Source organism: Leifsonia sp. PARNA 1/14 (assembly GCF_055720965.1).
The window spans coordinates 95778-116387 of record NZ_JBVQSP010000006.1 but is presented as its reverse complement, the minus strand read 5'-3'; the positions used below and the strand labels follow the sequence as shown (position 1 = coordinate 116387).

The window sequence follows — 20610 nt, the reverse complement described above, 5'->3', positions numbered from 1 at the left end:
CCACGGGGGGCGACGCAGCACGGCCCGCGGTGGGACCAGGGACGACCACTGGCGACGTGCGGCCCCGGCACGGCCAGGCTCTGCGGGCAGTGGAGGTGCAGCGCAATGACGACGACGACCACTCTCGAGGCCGGGTTCCGTACTCTGGACGGGCTGCGCATCCGAGTCGCGGAATCGCGCAAGGTGAACGGTTCGACGGTCCTGCTGACGTCGCCATGGCCGGAGAGCATCCTGGCATTCAGCCGCATCTGGGCGGAGTTGGCGCAGCACTCCCGGCTCTTCGCGATCGATCTGCCCGGCTTCGGAGCGTCCGAGCGCCGCGACGAACTCCTTTCGCCGCGGGCGATGGGGGACTTCCTCACGCGAGTGATCCAGGAGGCAGGGCTCGGCACCCCGCACATCGTGGCTCCGGATGTGGGAACCTCCGCCGCCCTGTTCGCGGCCGCGTCCCGGCCGGACCTGATCGCGAGCGTCGTGGTCGGAACCGGAGGCGCCGCCGTGCCGATCGATCTCGGCGAGCCCCTGAGGTCGTGGGTTCTCGATCCTGACCTGGACCGCTACCGTGCCATCGACCCGCACGTCATCGTCAACGCGGCGGTCGACACGATCGCCGGGGGGATACCGGACGAGATCCGCGCGGACTATCTGGCCTGCTACGAGGGCGACAGGTTCGTCGAGTCCATGCGCTACGCCCGCCGCTATCCGCAGGAACTGCCCCTACTGTCCGACCTTCTGCCGGTGATCGCGACACCCGTGACGATCATCAACGGCAGTCATGATCGCGTCGTTCCGGTCTCCAACGCCGACTACCTGGATGAGCGGCTTCCGAACAGCCGGGTCGAGCTGATCGACGGCGGCCACTTCATCTGGGAGGAGGCCCCCGACCGCTACGCGTCCATCGTCCTCAGCGCCATCGCAGCGGAGTGACGGTGCTTGCACTGTTCGGAGCTGCCTGAGTTGCGGTCGAGTCGTCACCGCCGCCGCGGTTTACGCGGCGGTCGGTCGTCGCGCACCGGGGCGTCGCGGCGCGGTCGGGCGCCGCGGTCGGGTCGAAGCTCGATCAGCTTGCCGCTGATCCGCGTGCCCGAGAGGCGGGAGAGTGTCTCGGCTGGAAGGTCGGCCGGCAGCTCGACGATGGAGAACTCGGGCATGATGCGGATGTGCCCGAAGTCTTCGCGGCTCAGGCCGCCTTCGTTGGCCAGCGCCCCGACGATCTGGCGCGGCTCGACCTTGTGCCGCTTGCCCACCTCGATGCGGTAAGGGGCCATGGGCTTGTCGTTCCGCTCGCGTCGGGCCGATCGGTCGTTTCGTCCGCCGGCCCGGTCCGAGCGGCCGGGGCGCTCCTCGGAGCGGGAGTCGCGCTCGACGCGCTGCGACAGGGCGTCGTCCTCACTGAGGAGCAGAGGCTCGTCGCCTTGGGCGACGACGGCGAGCGCCGCGGCGACGTCCGCTTCGGGCACGTCGTGGTGCTCGACGTAGTGGGCGATGATGTCGCGGAACCGTGCGATGCGGTCGTCCTGAGCGAGGGCCTCCGTGATCGCGTCGTCGAAGCGGGCGAGCCGGGTGACGTTGACGTCCTCGATGCTCGGCAGCTGCATCTGCGTGAGCGGCTGCCGGGTGGCCTTCTCGATGGCGGTGAGCAGGCGGCGTTCGCGCGGGGTGACGAAACTGATCGCGGCGCCGCTCCGTCCTGCACGACCGGTGCGGCCGATCCGGTGCACATACGATTCGGTGTCGATCGGGATGTCGAAGTTGACCACGTGGCTGATGCGTTCGACATCGAGGCCGCGCGCGGCCACATCGGTGGCGACCAGGATGTCGAGCTTGGCGGACTTCAGCTGGTCGACCGTGCGCTCGCGCTGGGCCTGCGCGACATCCCCGTTGATCGCGGCCGCGGAGTAGCCGCGGGCCCGCAGCCGCTCCGCGAGCGTCTCGGTCTCGTTCTTGGTGCGGACGAAGATGATCATGCCCTCGAAGTTCTCGACCTCGAGGATGCGCGTCAGGGCGTCGACCTTCTGCGGGTACGACACCACGAGGTAGCGCTGCGTGGTGTTCGCCGAGGTGGTGGTCTTCGTCTTGACGGTGACCTCTTCGGCGTCGTGCAGGTACTTCTTCGAGATGCGGCGGATCTGCGGCGGCATGGTCGCCGAGAACAGTGCGACCTGCTTGTCGTCCGGGGTGTCGGCGAGGATGGTCTCCACATCCTCCGCGAACCCCATCTTCAGCATCTCGTCGGCTTCGTCGAGCACGAGGTACTTGAGCTCGGAGAGGTCGAGCGTGCCCTTGTCGAGATGGTCCATGATGCGGCCGGGCGTGCCGACCACGATGTGCACGCCGCGCCGCAGCGCCGAGAGCTGAACGCCGTACCCTTGCCCGCCGTAGACCGGGAGCAGGTGCACGCCCCGCATGTGCGCCGCGTAGCTCTCGAACGCCTCCGCCACCTGCAGGGCCAGCTCGCGGGTGGGGGCGAGGACGAGCGCCTGCGGGGTCTTCTGCGACAGATCGAGCCGGGACAGGATCGGGAGGGCGAACGCGGCCGTCTTGCCCGTTCCGGTCTGAGCGAGGCCGACGACGTCACGGCCCTCCAGCAGCAGGGGGATCGTCGCGGCCTGGATCGCCGACGGGGTCTCGTAGCCGACGTCTTTCAGAGCCCTGACCACGGAGCTGTCGAGCCCCAGGTCGGAGAAGGTCATCGCGTCGTCGGTCTCTGCCTCGCTGTGCGAGTCTCCGGGGGTGCTCATCGTTCAACGGTAGTCCCCGCGCGCTCCGTGCACCACGCGGGGACCACCGCCGTCAGACGCCGAGGTTCTTCCGCCACCGCGCCGAGAAGCTCGCGGGGGCGAAGCCGATCGCGTCGTTGACGTCGAGCATCGGGCGGTTCTCCTCCGCGTTGACCGTCTCCACGCGGTCGCACCGAGGGAAGCGGTCCGCAAGCGCCTGGAGGTTGGCGAGCTTCAGCAGCATCCCGAGCCGGTGCCCGCGGTGCTCACGCAGCACCAGGGTGTCCATCTGCTCGGCCGGGCGGTCGGATTCGGCGGAGACGTCGAGTTCCGTGAAGCCCGCGACCCGGCCCGTCGCCTCCTCGACCACGATCGACGTCAGCGCGATCCGAGGGCTCGCTGCCCAGAGGTCGTCGACGGCCCGGACGCGGTCCGCCGTCCAGACGTCGGTCAGCTCGATGCCGGCGTTGGGGGCGTCGGCGCTCATCCGGGTGCGCAGGAGCGCGATCGCCTCGACCCACTCCTCGGGCGTGCGGCCCTGCCAGCTGACGGTTCGGTAGCCCGCAGCCGCGTCGACCGCCTCGGCGAGCCGGTCGGCGAACACGTCCGCGTCGACCGGCAGCGACAGTGCGCTGATGCGCCCCACCTGTTCGAGCGAGAATCCCTGACGGCGCAGGAACCGGGTCGACGGGAGGTCGATCGGCACCGACCCGAACCCTGTCGGTGCGGGGATCGCCTCGCCCTCCACACCGGCCGGGTAGGTCGTCTGGTTCTGGATGGTGGTGCGACCGGCCTCTCGGGCCAGCTGCTCGAGGCGTTCGTAGAGCGCGGAGCCGATGCCGCGGCCGCGGAACCCGGCGAGCACCGAGACCGCGCCCCAGCATTCGCGCGCGTCGGCGGGCAGCGCCAGGTTGGCGCGCGCGACGACACGGCCGTCGACCTTGGCGACGAGCCCGGCCATCGGCCTCGACTCGTCCTTCCAATCGGGCAGCAGTTCGGCGGCGGTCATGACCTCGCCGTCGTCACCGCGCAGTTCCGCCTCGACGGCGCTGCGCACCGCGGCGAACGCGATGAAGTCCGCCGCATCGGCGGCGTCGATGCCGGCCGGGACGACGAGCGGCTCGATGGTGAAGCCGGTGAGCGTGATGGTGTGATCTGAAGATGACATGAGACCTCTTTGCAGGCAGAATCGATCGACTCACCCACGGTCGTGGGGAGGAAGGGAATCGCTGCTACAGGATCACGGGGTACAGCATTCCATGGCGGCGCCCGGAATCACAAGCACGGCGCGCGGCCGCGACCACGGCTACTGGCGGAGCGTGTTGCTGGGGTTCTGTCCGTACTGGTCGCGGTAGTAGGAGGCGAACCGCGGGATATGGGTGAAGCCCCAGCGCTGCGCGATCTCGGCGACGGTGTGGCCCTGCGTCGGGTCGCTGTCGAGGAGGTCCTGGTGCACGGCCTCCAGCCGCGAGAGCCGCAGGTACTCCATCGGGGTGAGCCCCGTCTCCCGCCGGAACAGGTTCTGCAGCCCGCGGACCGACATCCGGGCCGCCTGTGCGATGTCGACGACGCGGATCGGGAGGTGGCGGTTGTCGTCGACGAACTCCTTGGCCCGGCGCACGGCGGCGCTCGAGTGGGCGGAGGTGTTGGTGGGCTTGCGCGCGTCGAGCCAGGTGGTGGCGAACGACGTGAGGTAGGCGGTGACCAGCATGTCCGAGAGGGTTGCCCCGATGATGGGTTCGTCGGCGGTGCCGTCGAGCATGCTGTGATGCACGAAATCGGCGACGGTGTGCCAGCGTTCGGCGGCCTCCGGGGTCAGGGGAGCGGTGCCGATGTTGTGCAGGTCGACGGCGTCGCTGCCGAGGTCGACGCGGACGAAGCGCTGGACGGCTTCGGTGTCCAACTGGATGGCGCGGGCGTTGACGCTGCTGAACACCGCGTCCAGCCCGTGGTGCGGGATCGCCACGGGGAGAGAGGAGTCGATGGGTTCGCGCCCGATGGTCATGCGGCCCTCCATCGGGCTTTCGCCGACCATGAAACCGGGCATGTCGGTCGTCATCTGCAGCTCGCGACCCTCGATGGTGTACTCCGTGAGGAAGACGTCGCTCGCGGTGTGGGCTTCGAGTTGGAAGTGCAGCTGCTCGTCCCCGACCGCGCCGAACCGCACATCGGGGAAGAACGGGGCGAGCGCCTCGATCGTGTCGTCGGTCGTGTCGGCGGAGGCGTATGCGACTTTCATGACGGTTCCTTTCGACGGTTGGTCTAGCTGTCCAGCACCGAGCGTGGGTTGACCTGGTACACACTGCGGTACAGAGCGGCGAACCTCGAGGGGCTCGCGAACCCCCACCGGTGCGCGATGGCTTTCACGGTGTCCCCGCGCCCGGGGTCGCCGTGGACGAGGTCGCGGTGCGCCGCCGCGAGACGGGTGCGCCGCAGGTGCTCGGCGACGCCGAACTCGTGCGGCGAGTGGGTGGCGAAGATGCGGTCGAGGGCGGTCAGGCTCACCCCCGCCGCACGGGCGACATCCACCGGTGTGATCGGCAGCGACGCGTAGTCGTCGATGAACTGCATCGCGGTGCGGAACCGGTGCAGTCGCGCCTCGGCGGTCAGCGAGCGGGCATCCCGGTCGCCCCGCAGGCGGAAGCCCTCCAAGATGCTGGTCGCGAGGAGCCGGTAGAGGGAGGCGCGCACGAGTTCGAACTCGAAGGAGTCGGCTTCGGCGAACTCGCGTGCGAGCCGCATCGTGTCGGTGATGCTGCGCCCGCGCGCCGCGTCGATGGGGCGGGCGCCGTCGAACTCGAGCTCCAGGCCCTCATCTCCGTAGAGCGCGCGACCGAAGTCGGTCAGCGCGGTGGCCGGCAGGTACGCCGCCAACTCGTGGAGCGGCCCGAAATGCGCGAACGTGGAGGTGCCGGGCGCTTCGATGAAGGAGGCAGGGGCGCCCCCCGTCTCACCTCCGATCTCCCAGTCGAGTCGCCCACGGAGCGCGACGGCGACGGTGACCATATCGGTCGGCTCCTTCGTGCCCCAGAGCGCGCCGGCGAATCGCATCCGCGCCAGGCAGAAGCGCTCGTCGCCGTCGATCCGCACGCTGTGCCGGAGGTCGGACGAACTCGCGATCGCGACGTTCGGCGAGATTCTGCGCAGGCTCTCCTCGGCCGTGCCCACGTCAGCCGCCTCTACGGTCTCGTGGAAGGTCGCTCGAGCCATGCCTGCCGCCTCCGGAGTGTCGCCACGCTTCGTCTGGCGCCCAGTCTGAACCTCTTAACGCACGGGCGATACCTTCGGCGCAGATTCGGCCGTTAGTTTACGGACGCTCCCGCACGTACGTTGACAGCTCTGGCCCGGCGCGCAGCACGCCGTTCACGATCGCCTCGATGGCGAACTCGCTCGCGCCGGCGAGATCGACCGCGGTGGGGTCGAGGAGCCACTGGAGCTGGAGGCCGTCCATGACGGCGAGGATGGAGGCCGCGCCCTTGTCGATCGTCGCGGGCTCGGTGACGCCCTCCTGGGCGCAGAGCGCACGGAACGCGGCGTCGATCTCGACCCGGAGGTTGCGGTAGCGCTCCTGGAAGTATTCGGTCGCGGGGTGGTCCTCGGTGACCGACTCCGCGGACAGCACGGTGAACACCTGCACGATTCCCGGGCGCAGCGCGTTGCGCTGCGCGGTCGCGACGAGGTGCGCGAACAGCGCCGGACCGCCGGGGATGTGGCGATCGGCGAGGTGGGCGACGTCGTCGCGGTCGCGGAACTCCAGCACTTCGAGCAGCAGATTGTTCTTCGAGCCGAAGTGGTGGAGGACGCCCGCGTGGGTCATCCCGACCTGCTCGGCGATGTCGGCGAGAGTTCCGTTCGTCGACCCTTTGGTGCCGAAGGTCTCGATGGCGGCGCGGAGGATCTCCGTGCGCTTGCGCTCGGTTTCCGGGCGCGGACTAGTGCTGCCGCCGCTCATTCGCCCCTCCCGTGTCGCATCTTCGCCGCATCCCGTGGGGGCTGCTTGCGAGCGAGCTTACCAGCCAGTAACCTCGCCTCAGCCAACTTGCTTTCTGACCAGTAAGCAAGTTATGGTCAGCCAACATTCCGCAGCACCAGGGCACAACGGATGTGCCCGCCACGAAGGAGAAGCAATGAGGCTTAGGAAGTACTTGATCACGGCGACGGCGGTCGCCGCACTCGGCGCGGTCGCACTGACCGGCTGCTCGTCCGACAACAAGTCGGGGTCGAGCGCCGCGAGCAGTGGGTCGCTCACCGTGGCGAAGCCGGACGGCGCGGCCATCCTGGCCACCCAGATCAACAACCCGTTCATCACCACCGGTTCGGGCATGTCGCTCGGCTACGACCGGATGATCTACGAGCCCCTCGCGATCGTCAACCCGGTCGGCAAGAACGAGACCACCCCGTGGCTCGCGTCGAAGGTCGAGTGGAACTCGGACTACACGCAGCTGACGGTCACCCCGCGCAAGGGCGTCAAGTGGAGCGACGGCAAGCCGTTCACCGCCGACGACATCGTCTTCACGTTCAACATGATCAAGAACACCCCGGCTCTCGACCTCGCCGGTCTCAAGCTGACCGACGCCAAGAAGGACGGCGACAACGTCGTCCTGAACTTCAGCGAGTCCAAGTACGTCAAGCAGGGCGACGTGCTGGGGACCACCATCGTCCCCGAGCACCAGTGGAAGTCCATCGCGGACCCGTCGAAGGACGCGGTCAAGAACGCGGTCGGCACCGGCCCGTACACGATCAAGAGCTTCTCGTCGCAGGGCGTCGTGCTCAACGCACGCACCGACTACTGGGGCGGCACCGTTCCGGTGGCCAAGCTGAACTACCTCGAGTACAACGACAACACCGGCCTCCTCCGCGCACTGCAGAGCGGCGAGACCGACTGGGCGCAGATCTTCATCACGGACTACCAGAAGAACTACGTGGACAAGGACCCGAAGCACAACGTGTTCTGGGGCGCCAACGTCCTGAGCCCGGACATGATCGTGGTCAACACCACCAAGGCCCCGTTCAACAACGTCGCCTTCCGCAAGGCCGTCAACATGGTCATCGACCGCAAGGCGCACGCCGAGAAGGCCCGCAGCAACGCCGGCCCCGAGCTGAAGAGCGTGACGGGAATCCCGCAGCCGACCGGTGACCAGTACATCGCGTCCGAGTACAAGGACCAGACCTTCAAGATCGACGTCGACGGCGCCAAGAAGGTGCTGAGCGACGCGGGCTACACCTGGAAGGACGGCGCGCTGATCGACCCGTCGGGCAACCCGGTCTCGTTCACCCTGCAGGACCCGCAGGGCTGGAACGACTACGTCACCGGCATCCAGCTGGCGGCGACGCAGATCAAGAGCACGCTGGGCGCCGACGCGAAGGTCGCCACCCCCGACGCCGACACCTGGTTCGCCAACATGGCCTCCGGTGACTTCGAGGCCGCTCTGCACTGGTCCGGCTCCGGCTCGAACCCGTGGCACATCTACGACGACGTCATGAACTCGAGCTACATCGACCAGGCGGCCGACGGCAAGGTCTCGGACAACTTCGGCCGCTACAGCAACCCGGAGGCGACCGCGCTGCTCAAGGAGTACGCCCAGGCGTCCGACGACAGCGTCCGCACCGAGGCGCTGAACAAGCTGCAGAAGATCTTCGTGGACGACGTCCCGGCGATCGCGATCGGCACCCACCCGCAGCTGGCCGAGTACAACACCCGGAAGTTCGTCGGCTGGCCGAGCGAGAGCGACCAGTACGCGACCGCCGACCCGACGCAGCCGTCGGCGGTGCAGGTGCTCATGAAGCTGAAGCCCGCGAGCAAGTAATCACCCAGCACGTCCGGGGCGGGGGAAGGCCATCGGCCGCCCCCGCCCCGGGCGACCCGCGGACGGAAAGCGCACCATGACAGACTCCCTTCTCTCCATACGCGACTTCTCGGTCGTGTACGACGTCGATCCGCCCGTCGCGGCGGTGAAGAACGTGACCCTCGACATCAAGCGCGGCGAGATCGTCGGTCTCGCCGGCGAGAGCGGATGCGGCAAGACCACACTCGCCTACGGCGTGCAGCGCCTCCTCAAGCCCCCGGCCGTCATCACGACCGGCAGCGTCGTCTTCCACGACGAGAGCGGCGAGGACATCGACATCAACACCCTCGACGCGGAGCAGATGCGCCGCTTCCGCTGGGACAAGACGTCCATGGTCTTCCAGGGCGCGATGAACGCCCTCAACCCGGTCGCCACCATCGGTGCCCAGCTCGACGACGTCTTCCTGGTGCACCGCCCCGGCATGAGCCGCGCGGAGCGCAAGGCCGCGGTCATCGAGCTCCTCGAGATCGTGAAGGTCGGCGGCCAGCGCATCCGCTCGTACCCCCACGAGCTCTCCGGCGGCATGCGCCAGCGGGTCATGATCGCCATGGCCCTCGCGCTCCGCCCCCAGCTGATGGTCATGGACGAGCCGACGACCGCCCTCGACGTGCTCGTGCAGCGCGAGATCCTCAAGCAGATCTCGCAGCTCCGTCACGACTTCGGCTTCTCCGTCGTCTTCATCACCCACGACCTCCCGCTGCTGCTGGAGATCAGCGACCGGATCGCCATCATGCGCGAGGGCGAGATCGTCGAGCTGGCCACGGCCGAGCAGATCTGGACCGACCCGCAGCACGAGTACACGCGGACGCTGCTGAAGTCGTTCCCGCGGCTCACGGGCGAGAGAGGAGTGGTCGTCCGATGACGACGCTCGAGTTCAAGAACATCACCAAGCTCTACAACGTCCGCGGCTCGGGGCAGCTCAAGGCCCTCGACGACGTCAGCTTCGCGCTGGGATCCGGGCAGACCATCGGACTGGTCGGCCAGTCCGGCAGCGGCAAGTCGACGATCGCGAAGATCCTCACGCAGCTGGAGACCCCGACCAGCGGGGAGGTGCTGCTCGACGGCGCGCCGATTCCGCGCAGCGGCAAGCGGCTGCGCCGCTACCGCCAGCAGCTGCGGATGGTCTTCCAGGACCCGTTCGCCTCGCTGAACCCCTCGCACACGATCCGCCACCACATCGAACGTCCCCTCCGGCTCGACAAGGTCGTCCCGGGCAAAGAGGTCGACGACGAGGTGCGGCGCCTCCTGACCCGTGTGCGCCTCGACGCGGACGCCGTGATCGACCGGCGGCCGCACGAGCTCTCCGGAGGCCAGCGCCAGCGCGTGGCCATCGCACGCGCCCTCGCGTCGCGGCCCGCCCTGCTGGTGGCCGACGAGCCCGTCTCGATGCTCGACGTGTCGCTGCGGCTCGGAGTCCTCAACCTCCTCGCCGACCTGCAGCGCGAAGACGGCCTCGGCGTGCTCTACATCACGCACGACCTGGCGACCGCCCGCCACTTCAGCGACGAGATCATCGTGCTCAACCAGGGCAGGATCGTCGAGCACGGCCCTGCCGACGACGTCATCCTGCGCCCGCAGGACCCGTACACGCGCGAGCTCCGCGCCGCGTCCCCCGACCCCGAGAAGCACTTCGCGGCGCTGGCCGCACAGACTGCAGGAGGTGCCCTGTGAGCGCCGAGACCACAGCGTCCGCGGGCGTCGACCCCACCCTCGTCGGCACGACGGCCACCCGGGCCGAGCGCAAGGGCCGCCGCATCCCGTGGCGCTTCATCGGAGGCCGCGTGGCCTTCTACGCGTTCACCCTCTGGGCCGCCATCACCATCAACTTCTTCGTGCCCCGGCTGATGAAGGGCGACGCGGTCAGCGCCTACATGGCCCGCAGCCAGGGCCAGCTGACCCCCGACGCCGAGAAGGCGCTGCGCATCATGTTCGGCGTCGACCAGTCGGTGCCGCTCTGGCAGCAGTACGTCAACTACTGGGACATGCTGCTGCACGGCAACCTGGGCGTCTCCATCTCCACGGGCATGGCGCCGGTGGGCGACGCGATCGCCTCCGCCCTGCCGTGGACGCTGGGACTGGTCGGCTTCGCCACGGTGATCTCGTTCCTCGTCGGCACGAGCCTCGGCGCCGTGATCGGCTGGAGGCGCGGCGGACGGCTCGACGTCTTCATCCCCATCACGACGTTCCTGGGCACCGTGCCGTACTTCTGGGTCGGCCTGATCTTCATCGCGATCTTCTCGACCACCCTCGGCTGGTTCCCCGCCGGGCACGCCTACGAGCTGGGGGTGGACCCGGGCTGGAACGCCGACTTCATCGGCCAGGTGATCTCGCACGCCGCCCTCCCGATGCTGACCATCGTGATCGTCTCGATCGGCGGCTGGGTGCTCGGCATGCGCAACATGATGCTCACCGTCCTCGACGAGGACTACATCACCGTGGCGCAGGCGAAGGGCATGCCGAACCGGCGCGTGCTGTGGCGCTACGCCGCCCGCAACGCGGTGCTCCCGCAGATCCAGAGCTTCGCGCTCGCGATCGGCTTCATCGTCAGCGGCACGATCGTGATGGAGATGGTGTTCTCGTATCCCGGCATCGGCCTGCTCCTGCTCAACGCGACCAGCGCGAAAGACTACGCGCTGATGCAGGGCATCTTCCTCGTCCTGGTCCTGGCCGTGCTGATCGCGAACATCATCGCGGACATCGCCTACGCCATCCTCGACCCGCGCACTCGTCAGACGGAGGCCTGACCATGACCATCCCCACCTCCACCGGTGTGGGCACCCCGGAGACCGTGGCCGTTCGCGCCGTCGACCGGCAGCAGCCCCACCAGCCCCAGAAGAAGACCACGTTCTGGTCGCAGCTGAAGGTCTCGCTGGCGATGTTCAGCAACCCGAAGTCGGCGGCCGGCCTCATCATCATGGGCGTTTTCGTGCTCGTGGCGATCTTCGCCCCGCTGATCGCACCGTACGACCCGAACGCCCAGCACCTGGACGAGACCCTGCAGCCGCCGTCGTTCACGCACCTCCTCGGCACGACGCACATCGGCCAGGACGTCTTCAGCCAGCTGATCTACGGAACCCGCGGCGTGCTCGTCGTCGGGTTCCTGGCGACGATCATGGCCACGGTCGTGGCGATCATCGTCGGTGTGACCGCGGGTTACCTCCGCGGCTGGAAGAGCGAGTCGCTGTCGGCGCTGTCGAACGTGTTCCTGGTCATCCCCGGACTGCCGCTGATGATCATCGTCGCCTCCCAGTTCCAGGACCCGCCGCTCGCGCTGATCGCCGCGGTGCTCGGTCTGACCGGCTGGGCGTGGGGTGCGCGCGTGCTGCGCGCGCAGACCATGTCGCTGCGAAACCGCGACTTCATCCAGGCCGCGCGCGCCAACGGTGAGCCCCTGCACCGCATCATCCTGGTGGAGATGCTGCCGAACCTGATGGCGATCATCGCCTCCAGCTTCGTCGGCACGATGACGGCCGCCGTGCTCGGCCTGACCACCCTCGCGTTCATCGGCGTCATCCCGGTGTCGAACCTGAACTGGGGAACCATCCTGTTCTGGGCGCAGCAGAACAACGCCTTCCCGGACTACTGGTGGTGGTACGTCCCCGCCGGACTGTGCATCGCCCTCCTCGGGGTGTCCCTGGCCCTCATCAACTTCGGCATCGACGAGTACGTCAACCCGCGCCTCCGCTCGGCCGGCGAACGCGCCCGTGCGATGAAGCGCAAGGGCATGAACGTCAACGCCGCCGTCACCCAGGTGCGCACGGACACCGCTACGCCCGCCGCAGCCTCACCCGAAAGCAACACCGCATGACTTCGATCCTCCCGTCCACGACCACCGAAGCCGAACAGGAGGCGCTCTTTCCGTACCAGGACCCGTCGCTGACCACCGCCGAACGCGTCGCCGACCTCCTCGACCGCATGACGATCGAAGAGAAGGTCGGGCAGATGCTCCAGCTCGACGCGCGCGACGACCTCCGCGACCACGTGCTGCGCCGTCACGTCGGCTCGATCCTGCACACCTCGCCGGAGCGCATCCTGGAGGCCAACCGGCTGACCGGGGAGGGCCGGCTGCGGATCCCGCTGCTCGTCGGCGAGGACTGCATCCACGGGCACTCGTTCTGGCCGGGCGCCACGATCTACCCGACCCAGCTCGGCATGGCCGCCTCCTGGGACGCCGAGCTCATCGAGCGCGTGGCCCGCGCGAGTGCCGAGGAGGTCGCCGTCACCGGTGTGCACTGGACGTTCTCGCCCGTGCTGTGCATCGCACGCGACCTGCGCTGGGGCCGCATCAGCGAGACGTTCGGTGAGGACCCGTTCCTGATCGGCGAGCTCGCGAGCGCCATGGTGCGCGGCTACCAGGGCGACGGGCTCGACGACCCGACCGCGATCCTGGCGACGGCGAAGCACTTCGCCGGGTACTCGGAGACGCAGGGCGGCCGGGACGCGAGCGAGGCCGACATCTCGCGGCGCAAGCTGCGGAGCTGGTTCCTGCCGCCGTTCGAGCGCGTGGCACGCGAAGGCTGCCGCACCTTCATGCTCGGCTACCAGAGCACCGACGGTGTGCCGATCACGGTCAACGACTGGCTGCTCAGCGAGGTGCTCCGCGGCGAGTGGGGCTACACCGGCACCCTCATCACCGACTGGGACAACGTGGGCCGCATGGTCTGGGAGCAGAAGATCCAGCCCGACCACGCGCATGCCGCGACTGCCGCCGTGACCGCGGGGAACGACATGGTCATGACGACCCCCCTGTTCTTCGAGGGCGCACTGGAGGCCGTCGAGAAGGGAATGCTCGCCGAGGACGCCTTCGACGCGGCCGTCGCGCGCATCCTGACGCTCAAGTTCGACCTCGGCCTGTTCGAAGACCCGCGCCTCCCGTCGCCCCGCCTGGACGAGGTGGTCGGCAGCGCGGCCCACGCCGAGCTCAACCTGGAGGTCGCTCGCCGCTCGATCGTGCTGCTCGAGAACGACGGGACGCTGCCGCTGGCTGTTCCGGCGACCGCCGACGCGCCCTCCGCTCCGCTGCGCGTCGCGCTCGTCGGCCCGCTCGCCGACGACGCCCAGACCCAGCTCGGCGACTGGGCCGGCGGCTCCGGCCAGGCCGGCTGGCTCGACGGCCAGCCGCGGGAGATGATCACGACGGTGCTCGACGGCCTGCAGGCGATCGACGGCTGGAGCGTGGAGTATGCGCGCGGCGCCGACATCCTCACCCTCGAGGACGACCCGCGCGGGGCGACCTTCCAGGACGGCCAGCCGCGGCCTCGCGTGGTCGTGCCGACGCCGCCCTCCGCCGAGCTCATCGCGGAGGCCGTCTCCGCCGCCGAGGCGTCCGACGTGGTCGTCGCCGTCGTCGGCGACCGGATCGAGCTCGTGGGCGAGGGCCGTTCGACGGCGACGCTCGAGCTGATCGGTGGCCAGAACGCGCTGCTCGACGCGGTGATCGCCACCGGCAAGCCCGTCGTGGTGGTGCTCCTCGCCTCCAAGCCGCTGGTGCTGCCGCCGTCGGCCGCGAAGGCCGCCGCCGTGATGTGGGCCGCGAACCCGGGCATGCTCGGCGGTCAGGCGATCGCCGAGATCATCGCCGGGCAGGTGGAGCCCTCTGGACGCCTGCCGATCTCGTTCGCCCGCCACGTCGGCCAGCAGCCGACCTACTACAACCAGATCCGCGGCCAGCACGGCGACCGCTACGCCGACCTGACCCAGGCGCCCGCGTGGGCGTTCGGCCAGGGCCGCTCGTACACGACCGTCGAGTACTCCGACCTGACGCTCGCGAGCGACACGCTCGGCGTCGACGACGAGATCGTGGCCGAGGTGACCGTGAGCAACACCGGCGACCGCCCGGTTCGCGAGACGGTGCAGGTGTACGTGCGCGACCTGGTCACGAGCGTCAGCTGGGCCGACACCGAGCTGAAGGCGTTCCGCCAGGTCGACCTCGCCCCGCGGGAGACCGCGCGGGTGAGCCTGCGGCTGCCGGTCTCGGACTGCACGATCGTCGACGCGGCGGGCGTCCGCCACGTCGAGGCTGGGGAGTTCGAGCTGCTGGTCGGGGCGTCGTCGCGGGAGGTCGACCTGCTGGTGGCGGGATTCGCGGTGCGGTGACTCTCACGGGCTCCCGATCGTCTCGACCTGCTCGTACGACAGCGTCGGCGGGAGGTCGCCGATGCTGAGCACCGCGAGCAGCGGGAACGTGGGTCGTAGGAGATCGCGCAGGACGCGTCTTCGAGCGGAGGTCGTGATGATCACGGGAAGGGCCGACGAAGCGGGAAGCCGGGAGACCGCCTCCGCCACGGCCCCGATCAGCGCGTCTTCGCGCGCTTCGCTGCTTTCGACACCGTCGAGCAGGCCGTCGGCGTCGTCGATCACGAAGTAGAGCATGCTCAGCGGGCCGGTGCAGAAGCGCTCGCCGATCTGATGGCGGAGACCGGTGCGGAGGAAGTCCTCGGCGCGATCGGTCCACGAGTCGGACTCCACGGCCGGCTCGGGATCCGCCGGCTCGGGATCTGCTGGCTCGGTGAGGACGACGTCGACATCCGTCCCTCCGGCCAGCGCGCGCAGATCGACGACGCGTTCGAGCGTGGGCACCAGATCGCCCAGCGGCACGCGATCGAGCGCCAGCCTGCGGATCAGCCCTGTGAGCTCGTGATCCGGAAGCGTTCTGCGCGCGGTGCTCACGGTGAACGGGCCGTACCGCTGAAGTGCCGCGAGCTGGGCGAGGAGGCTGTCCCGGGTGATGAAGAACCCGGCGTTGTGGAAGGCGCAGACCGCAGCGCGATAGATCACATGGCCGACGCGATCGAACCTCAGGAGCCCGGACTCGTCGATCCGTGCGCTGTCGGCCAGATCGCACAGCGCCGCCTCCAGGTCGCTGGCCGGGTTGAGGATCGCTTCTGCGACGAACCCCGACAAGCGCATCGAGTCCGCCGTCGCGTCGACGTAGCAGCGGTCCTCGGGGAGGAGGCGGATCGGGACTGTGGCGAGGCTGTTGACACGCAACGCGAACGTGCCAGGCGGCAACGTGGCTGAAGCGAAGACGAACCGCGGGGGGACGGTCCCGAACTGATCGTAGATGGCGGCGGCCATCGCCTCGATCGCCGCTCCGACGTTCTCATCCGACTCGAATTCCGTCCGGACCGGGTCGGAGACGAGGATCTCCAGCCTGCCCGGCGCCAGCCGCGCGACGAGCTCTTCGGACACGCGCTCCGGAGGCTCGCCCGCGTGGGACGCGATGACCTCCGCCAGAAGCGCGACGGGCGCGATCCCGATGCCCAGATCGAGCACGGGCCCGATGATGCGTCGCAACAGGGCGGGGTCAGCGGTCTGCGGGGTCGCCTCGGGCCGGGATCCGACGGAACGGGCGAGCTCGAGCATCATCGGGTCGTTCACGAGCACCGACGGCTTCTGCCGGATCGCCTCGGCGCAGGTGAGTGCGACGATCTCCGGCAGATGCTCATCGGCGATCGGCGGAACACCGGCCGAGCGCCCGACGATAACCGACTCCGGCAGCGACCCGTCGACCGCGAGAGCCGCGAGCCCGATCGTACGAGCCGGGAATCGGCACCGGGCGCCATTGACGCGAACGATCACGCTCAGGCGATCGTCGGCGGTCGTCTCCGTCACGATGCGGACGTCGGCTCGCGCGGGAAGGCCGAGCTGCGTGACGATCTCGGAGACCCGGCCGAGGACTGCGGTGGCGATGCGCTCCTCCGTCGCGGTCGTGATCGGCTCGCGACGCCGTATCTCGACGGCGATCACGGCGACTCCGATCTCGCCGGTCATGACGATGATCCTTCGCCGCCGTAGTGCGCGACCGCTTCGGCGGCACGCACGAGCGGGTCGCGACCGGCCGCCTCGTGGAGCCGCTGCAACACCTCGACGACCACATCGCCGTCTATCGCTTTGCCCGACTTCACGATCCCGCGCAGTGCTCGTGCCAAGGCCAGTTCCGAATCGTCGTCCAACGGCAGTTCTGATTCGGGGATCTCTACGGTCAGCGTGGCGGCCCAGCGGCTCGCCACATCGAGCGTGAAGAACGGCGCCGGGTCGGTCAGGACCTCCACCAGCACATGCTCCATCACGAACTCGGCCACCGGAATCCGCTCCGTGTCGCCGAGGTCGAGTTCGTCGAGCACGGCGACGGGCGCCCAGCAGCAGGGCTCCGAGTTGCGCGGCAACCGAGCAGGCGTGAGCGCGTCGGCCGGTGCGCCGAGCTGGATCAGCCGCTCCTCCGTGGCCACGACGCACTCCTCGCCGGCCCGTGCGGTGCCGAGCGCGCGCAGACAGCCGAACAGGCTGATGCGGTACTGGTCCTCGGGCTGCTCCGCAGGTCGGAGCTGAGGACGCGGCAAGGTGAACCCCGTCCGGAGCTTCAGGACTTCCTGCACGGCCGGCAGGAGCTCGTCGAAGACCTCGCTGCCCTCTTGCTCCGGGTCGAAGAGCGGAACGAGACCCGGACCGAGATCGACGATGATCCACGGTTTGAAGAGCGGTGCGTCGACGAGTTCGCCGAAGCGGTCGACAGCGGTCCGCCGCTCGATCACGGCCTCGAGCCGGTCGCCGTACCCTCCCTGCGGGTCCAGTTCGGCGGCGCGGCGCAGTTCCGCGGCGGCACGATCCAGCGCCTCGGCCGTGTCGAACCGCTCGGAATCGATGAGGCGGGCGCCCTGCTCGAGTGCGTACGCGAGATTGCTGTGGAAGACCGGCTCGTCCTCCGCGATCGCGATCGCGGAGGAGTATCCCGCGGCCGCGGCGTCGACCTCTCCTCGACCGACCTCGTCGTTGGCACGCAGATTGAATGTGCGCGACCGCTCGGTCGCATCGACGGTCGTGTCGTCGTCGAGCCCGAGCGCGGTGTCGAGCGCGATGAGAGCCTCGTCCCACCGTTCCAGCGCCCTGAACGCGGTCGCACGGGCGCGCTCGAGCTGCGCGCGGACCTGCGGTGACTCCGCGGCGGCCGCCCCACGCGCGTACGCATCGAGCGCCGCTTCCGCGTCACCGGCATTCAGCAGGAGATCGCCCACCCGCGTCTCATAGCTCGCGCGGAACGCTTCCCCGCGCCGTTCCAGCGCCAGGTCGAGCAGGGCCGTGACCTCCTGCTGGCCGCCCGATGACCAGCGACGCTGCAGCAGATCCCTCAGCTGATCGAGCACTCGGTCGTCCTCGGGCGCCGCGGTGATCGCCTGCCGACACGTCTCCCAGGCGGCGAGGCCATCGGCCGGTGACCCGGCGAGGCGATCCTGGTAGGTCGCACATCTCGCTAACGGGAGGCCGCTGCCGCCCGAGGCCCACTGGACCTCTTTCCGGTTCCACTCGACTTCTCGCCTGCTCCACTCGGCTGCGCCTTCTGCGTCGCCCGCCTCCGACCGTGCGTAAGCGAGCCATGCTGCGACGTCCGACCATTCGGGGCGCGCCTCCAGTGCACGCAGAAGGAGCCCGGTCGCCGTGTCCGGTTCCCCGGCGCCGAGGGCGCAGCGCGCGTCGGTGATGTACGCGTCGGGCCTGTCCGGTCGATCCTGCTCCAGCCGTCGGAGGAGGGCGCGCGCGTCGACGTACTCCTCGGCATCGAGATGAGCGATGGCGATGCCGAGATCGGTGCTGTAAGCGGACAAGGGATCGACGGCCAGAGCTTGAGCGCGTACGACCGGGATGCGCGTCTTGCGCGCGGCGAAGAGCGCGGGCAGACAGTAGACGCTCAGTACGGCTCCGATCAACTCGCTCGACAACGGAGATTCCTCGAGCTGCGTCTGCAGCACCTGCTCCGCCTCCTCGGCCGATCGCAATGCGATGCACCGGACCAGCGCGGCTCGCACACTGGCGGCTTTGGGATGCTCGCGGACGTAGTCGCTGAGAACGCGTTCGCCGCGTTCGTTCTCGCCGAGGGCGACGAGTGTGCAGCCGTGCGCCTCGGCTGCCAGCGCGGACTCCGGCCACGTCCGCACGGCGTCCTCGGCGATCCTCGACGCCGCACCCGGCTCATCGAGCTGACGCAGTGCGATCAGCGACGACGCGCCGAGCACCTCGCCTTGCTCTGCGGGTCCCAGGCGATCGTCGTCCCGGAACCGGCTGAGTTCCTCGCCGAGGGGAGCCCACCAGTCGTCCCGCGCGTTGCTGAGCGCGGAGGCGAGCCTCTCCCGCTGAGGTCGCGCGAGCGTGGACTCCGGGGCGATGCGGACCAACTCGGCGCACAGCCGGAGATCTGTCCCCGTGAGCGAGGCTACGAATAGTCGCGACCACATGCGGTCCGGGTCCCGGCCCGTGAGCAGGTGTGTGGCGCGGGCGACCATCGCGGCGCCGTAATCGGTGCGGAGACGCTGCAGCACGGGCTGAAGCGGGTCGCCGACGACTTTCAAGGTCGCCGCATCGATCGCGGCGGCCACGTCGAACGCATCCTGCGCCTCGCGCGCCGTGACCCGGATGGGCTCGACGATCTCGGGGAAGTGCCGCATCGAGACGCCCGCGCGGACCGCGGACGCGTAGGCCTGGGCGACCAGCTCGGTGAGATCCTCCGTCGCAGGCGTCAACGCCCTGCGGCTATCGCTCACGGTGGTCATCGCTCATCCTCGTCGTCGTCGAAGCGCGGAGGTTGCGGAGCCCGGAGGCCACCGGGCGAGGCAGGCCGACCGGCCGCGGTCGGCGCCGCGAAGTCGGACGAGGTGTTCGATCCCAGGAGGGAGGTGGGTGCCGCCGCCGGCGCGCTCTCGGAGGGTCGCTGCGCGCGCGGGGGCGCCGGCGTGGGGTCGAAGGCAGACGATCGCGTGCTCGTCGCGGCGTGCGTCGGAGCAGGCATGGCGGGAGGTCGTCGTTCGCCTGCCAGCAGAGCCTCGTCGTGGCGAAGGTAGCTGACCGGTGTTCCGAAGGTCGGGGTGGTCCACCAGTTGCCTCCGGCGCCGGGGGTCTCCGCGCATTCCTTGCGCGCATAGGCCACGGCCTCGTCGATCGGCTTGTGGTCGCTGATGGCGCTGTAGAAGGAGTTCGCGAACAGTTCCGCCTCATCGATGCCGATGGTGTACTGCATCGCGATGACGCCTGTGATCCGGTCGCGCGCAGCGAGTGCGCGTGCGAGGTTCGTGAACGTGCTCACGATGGACGGGGTGGCGGGCGATCTCGCGCTCTCGCACGAGTGGAGGAAGACGAGACGGTGCGGGGCGTGCGGATCGTCCATCCCGGTGCTGAAGATCCCCGTCGCCGTCCGCTGGTCGATCCAGACCTCCTCCTTCGGCTTCGTCGCAGTCAGGTCGCCCACGGCGAGCGCCTGCTCGTACGCTGCGCGTTCCGCGTCGATCTCCGCCCGCTCGCGCGTCAACGCGAGGGTGCTGTTGCGTCCGTGCCCGATGAAGTGGATCACGTGCGGACCCGGTCCGACCGCGATCCTCGCCTTCAACTCGGCCGGGCTCGGGCAGTAGAGCGTCTCGACCGAGAACCGGTTGGAGTCGAGGGCGCCCAGTCGCCCGACGAATTCGTCGATCTTCCCGGAGTCGAGGTTCGCCAGGTCGGGGATCGATGGCGTCGACTGCACCACCAGGATCCGCAGGTGATCGTCATCCTCCGGTCGCGGATCGTCCCAACGGTCGCTGTTGGGCACATAGCGCGTCAGAGTCAACGTGGTGTCCTCGCCCGCCAAGAACTTGCCTTGATCGTCGGGCCGCGGGTGGAACAGGAACTCCCACGGGAAGTCGGCCAGGCCCTCCACCTTCTGTTCGAACACGATCCGCAGCCGGACGCCGCGGCCTTGTTCCTTGCATTCGTTCAGCGTCTCCTCGAAGGCCGAGCGCACCGAGTAGGGAGCGCCCGGCGGCTTGTCCTCGCTGAATGCGACTTCGTAGAGCGCGCTGCCGAGCAAAATGAGGACGTCACGGCGTCCGTCCAGGCCTCCGCCCGGATCCACGTCCTCCCGGACCCACCGATGGAGCAGTTTGACGACGCTGTAGGCCAGGCCCCGCGACACCGTGCCGCTCACGGCGAGCTTGTCCTTGAAGTGGAGGTCGTCCGTGAAGACGGTGGTGTTCTCATCCTCGAAGGTGAGGACGCAGGTCGTGACCTCCTTCATCCCG

At 69.1% G+C, this 20610-nt stretch carries 15 protein-coding genes; 7 read left to right on the top strand and 8 right to left on the bottom strand.

From position 1 onward, the window contains the following. The first annotated feature begins 105 nt into the window (after window positions 1-105). Window positions 106-927: an alpha/beta fold hydrolase gene (locus AC0HS0_RS16185; protein WP_472965146.1), complete on the top strand. Its 822-nt coding sequence runs from the start codon at window positions 106-108 to the stop codon at window positions 925-927. 44 nt (window positions 928-971) lie between these two features. On the opposite strand, the gene AC0HS0_RS16180 is transcribed toward AC0HS0_RS16185, so the two are convergent. The 5 genes from AC0HS0_RS16180 to AC0HS0_RS16160 all read right to left on the bottom strand — a co-directional run bounded on the left by AC0HS0_RS16180 (window position 972) and on the right by AC0HS0_RS16160 (window position 6672). Beyond that, window positions 972-2741 carry a DEAD/DEAH box helicase gene (locus AC0HS0_RS16180; protein WP_472965145.1) on the bottom strand — a complete coding sequence of 590 codons (1770 nt, stop codon included), beginning with the start codon at window positions 2739-2741 and terminating at the stop codon, window positions 972-974. A 52-nt stretch (window positions 2742-2793) separates the two neighbouring features. Beyond that, window positions 2794-3888 carry a GNAT family N-acetyltransferase gene (locus tag AC0HS0_RS16175; protein ID WP_472965143.1) on the bottom strand — a complete coding sequence of 365 codons (1095 nt, stop codon included), beginning with the start codon at window positions 3886-3888 and terminating at the stop codon, window positions 2794-2796. Window positions 3889-4026: 138 nt separating this feature from the next. Next, a complete protein-coding gene (locus tag AC0HS0_RS16170) occupies window positions 4027-4959 on the bottom strand; it encodes a helix-turn-helix transcriptional regulator (RefSeq protein WP_472965141.1) in 933 nt (310 codons plus the stop codon). A gap of 23 nt (window positions 4960-4982) precedes the next feature. Beyond that, a complete protein-coding gene (locus AC0HS0_RS16165) occupies window positions 4983-5930 on the bottom strand; it encodes a helix-turn-helix transcriptional regulator (protein WP_472965140.1) in 948 nt (315 codons plus the stop codon). A 97-nt stretch (window positions 5931-6027) separates the two neighbouring features. Further along, window positions 6028-6672, bottom strand: a complete 645-nt coding sequence (locus tag AC0HS0_RS16160; RefSeq protein WP_472965139.1) for a TetR/AcrR family transcriptional regulator — start codon at window positions 6670-6672, stop codon at window positions 6028-6030. Between the two features lie 175 nt (window positions 6673-6847). Here AC0HS0_RS16160 and AC0HS0_RS16155 point away from each other — a divergent pair, with 175 nt between their 5' ends. The 6 genes from AC0HS0_RS16155 (at window position 6848) to AC0HS0_RS16130 (ending at window position 14662) form a co-directional block, all read left to right on the top strand. Next, window positions 6848-8527 carry an ABC transporter substrate-binding protein gene (locus AC0HS0_RS16155; protein ID WP_472965138.1) on the top strand — a complete coding sequence of 560 codons (1680 nt, stop codon included), beginning with the start codon at window positions 6848-6850 and terminating at the stop codon, window positions 8525-8527. 76 nt (window positions 8528-8603) lie between these two features. Beyond that, complete coding sequence (locus AC0HS0_RS16150) at window positions 8604-9428, top strand: ABC transporter ATP-binding protein (protein WP_472965137.1); 825 nt, start codon at window positions 8604-8606, stop codon at window positions 9426-9428. Then, window positions 9425-10237, top strand: coding sequence for an ABC transporter ATP-binding protein (locus AC0HS0_RS16145; protein WP_472965135.1), 813 nt, complete (start codon window positions 9425-9427; stop codon window positions 10235-10237). Before AC0HS0_RS16150 ends, AC0HS0_RS16145 begins: the two co-directional genes overlap by 4 nt. After that, entirely contained in the window at window positions 10234-11310 is a 1077-nt protein-coding gene (locus AC0HS0_RS16140; RefSeq protein WP_472965134.1) for an ABC transporter permease, read from the top strand. The genes AC0HS0_RS16145 and AC0HS0_RS16140 overlap by 4 nt, the downstream gene beginning before the upstream one ends. A gap of 2 nt (window positions 11311-11312) precedes the next feature. After that, a complete protein-coding gene (locus AC0HS0_RS16135; RefSeq protein WP_472965133.1) occupies window positions 11313-12374 on the top strand; it encodes an ABC transporter permease in 1062 nt (353 codons plus the stop codon). Continuing rightward, window positions 12371-14662, top strand: a complete 2292-nt coding sequence (locus tag AC0HS0_RS16130; protein WP_472965132.1) for an exo-beta-d-1,3/1,6-glucosidase — start codon at window positions 12371-12373, stop codon at window positions 14660-14662. The genes AC0HS0_RS16135 and AC0HS0_RS16130 overlap by 4 nt, the downstream gene beginning before the upstream one ends. Window positions 14663-14665: 3 nt before the next feature. Here the strand turns inward: AC0HS0_RS16130 and AC0HS0_RS16125 are convergent, their stop codons facing one another. From AC0HS0_RS16125 to AC0HS0_RS16115, 3 genes are read right to left on the bottom strand one after another with little or no spacing between them, the layout of a single operon-like run. Then, window positions 14666-16339: a hypothetical protein gene (locus tag AC0HS0_RS16125; protein WP_472965131.1), complete on the bottom strand. Its 1674-nt coding sequence runs from the start codon at window positions 16337-16339 to the stop codon at window positions 14666-14668. After that, a complete protein-coding gene (locus AC0HS0_RS16120; protein ID WP_472965130.1) occupies window positions 16336-19110 on the bottom strand; it encodes a tetratricopeptide repeat protein in 2775 nt (924 codons plus the stop codon). Before AC0HS0_RS16120 ends, AC0HS0_RS16125 begins: the two co-directional genes overlap by 4 nt. Next, window positions 19107-20606 carry a CHAT domain-containing protein gene (locus tag AC0HS0_RS16115; RefSeq protein WP_472965129.1) on the bottom strand — a complete coding sequence of 500 codons (1500 nt, stop codon included), beginning with the start codon at window positions 20604-20606 and terminating at the stop codon, window positions 19107-19109. Before AC0HS0_RS16115 ends, AC0HS0_RS16120 begins: the two co-directional genes overlap by 4 nt. Window positions 20607-20610 lie beyond the last annotated feature (4 nt).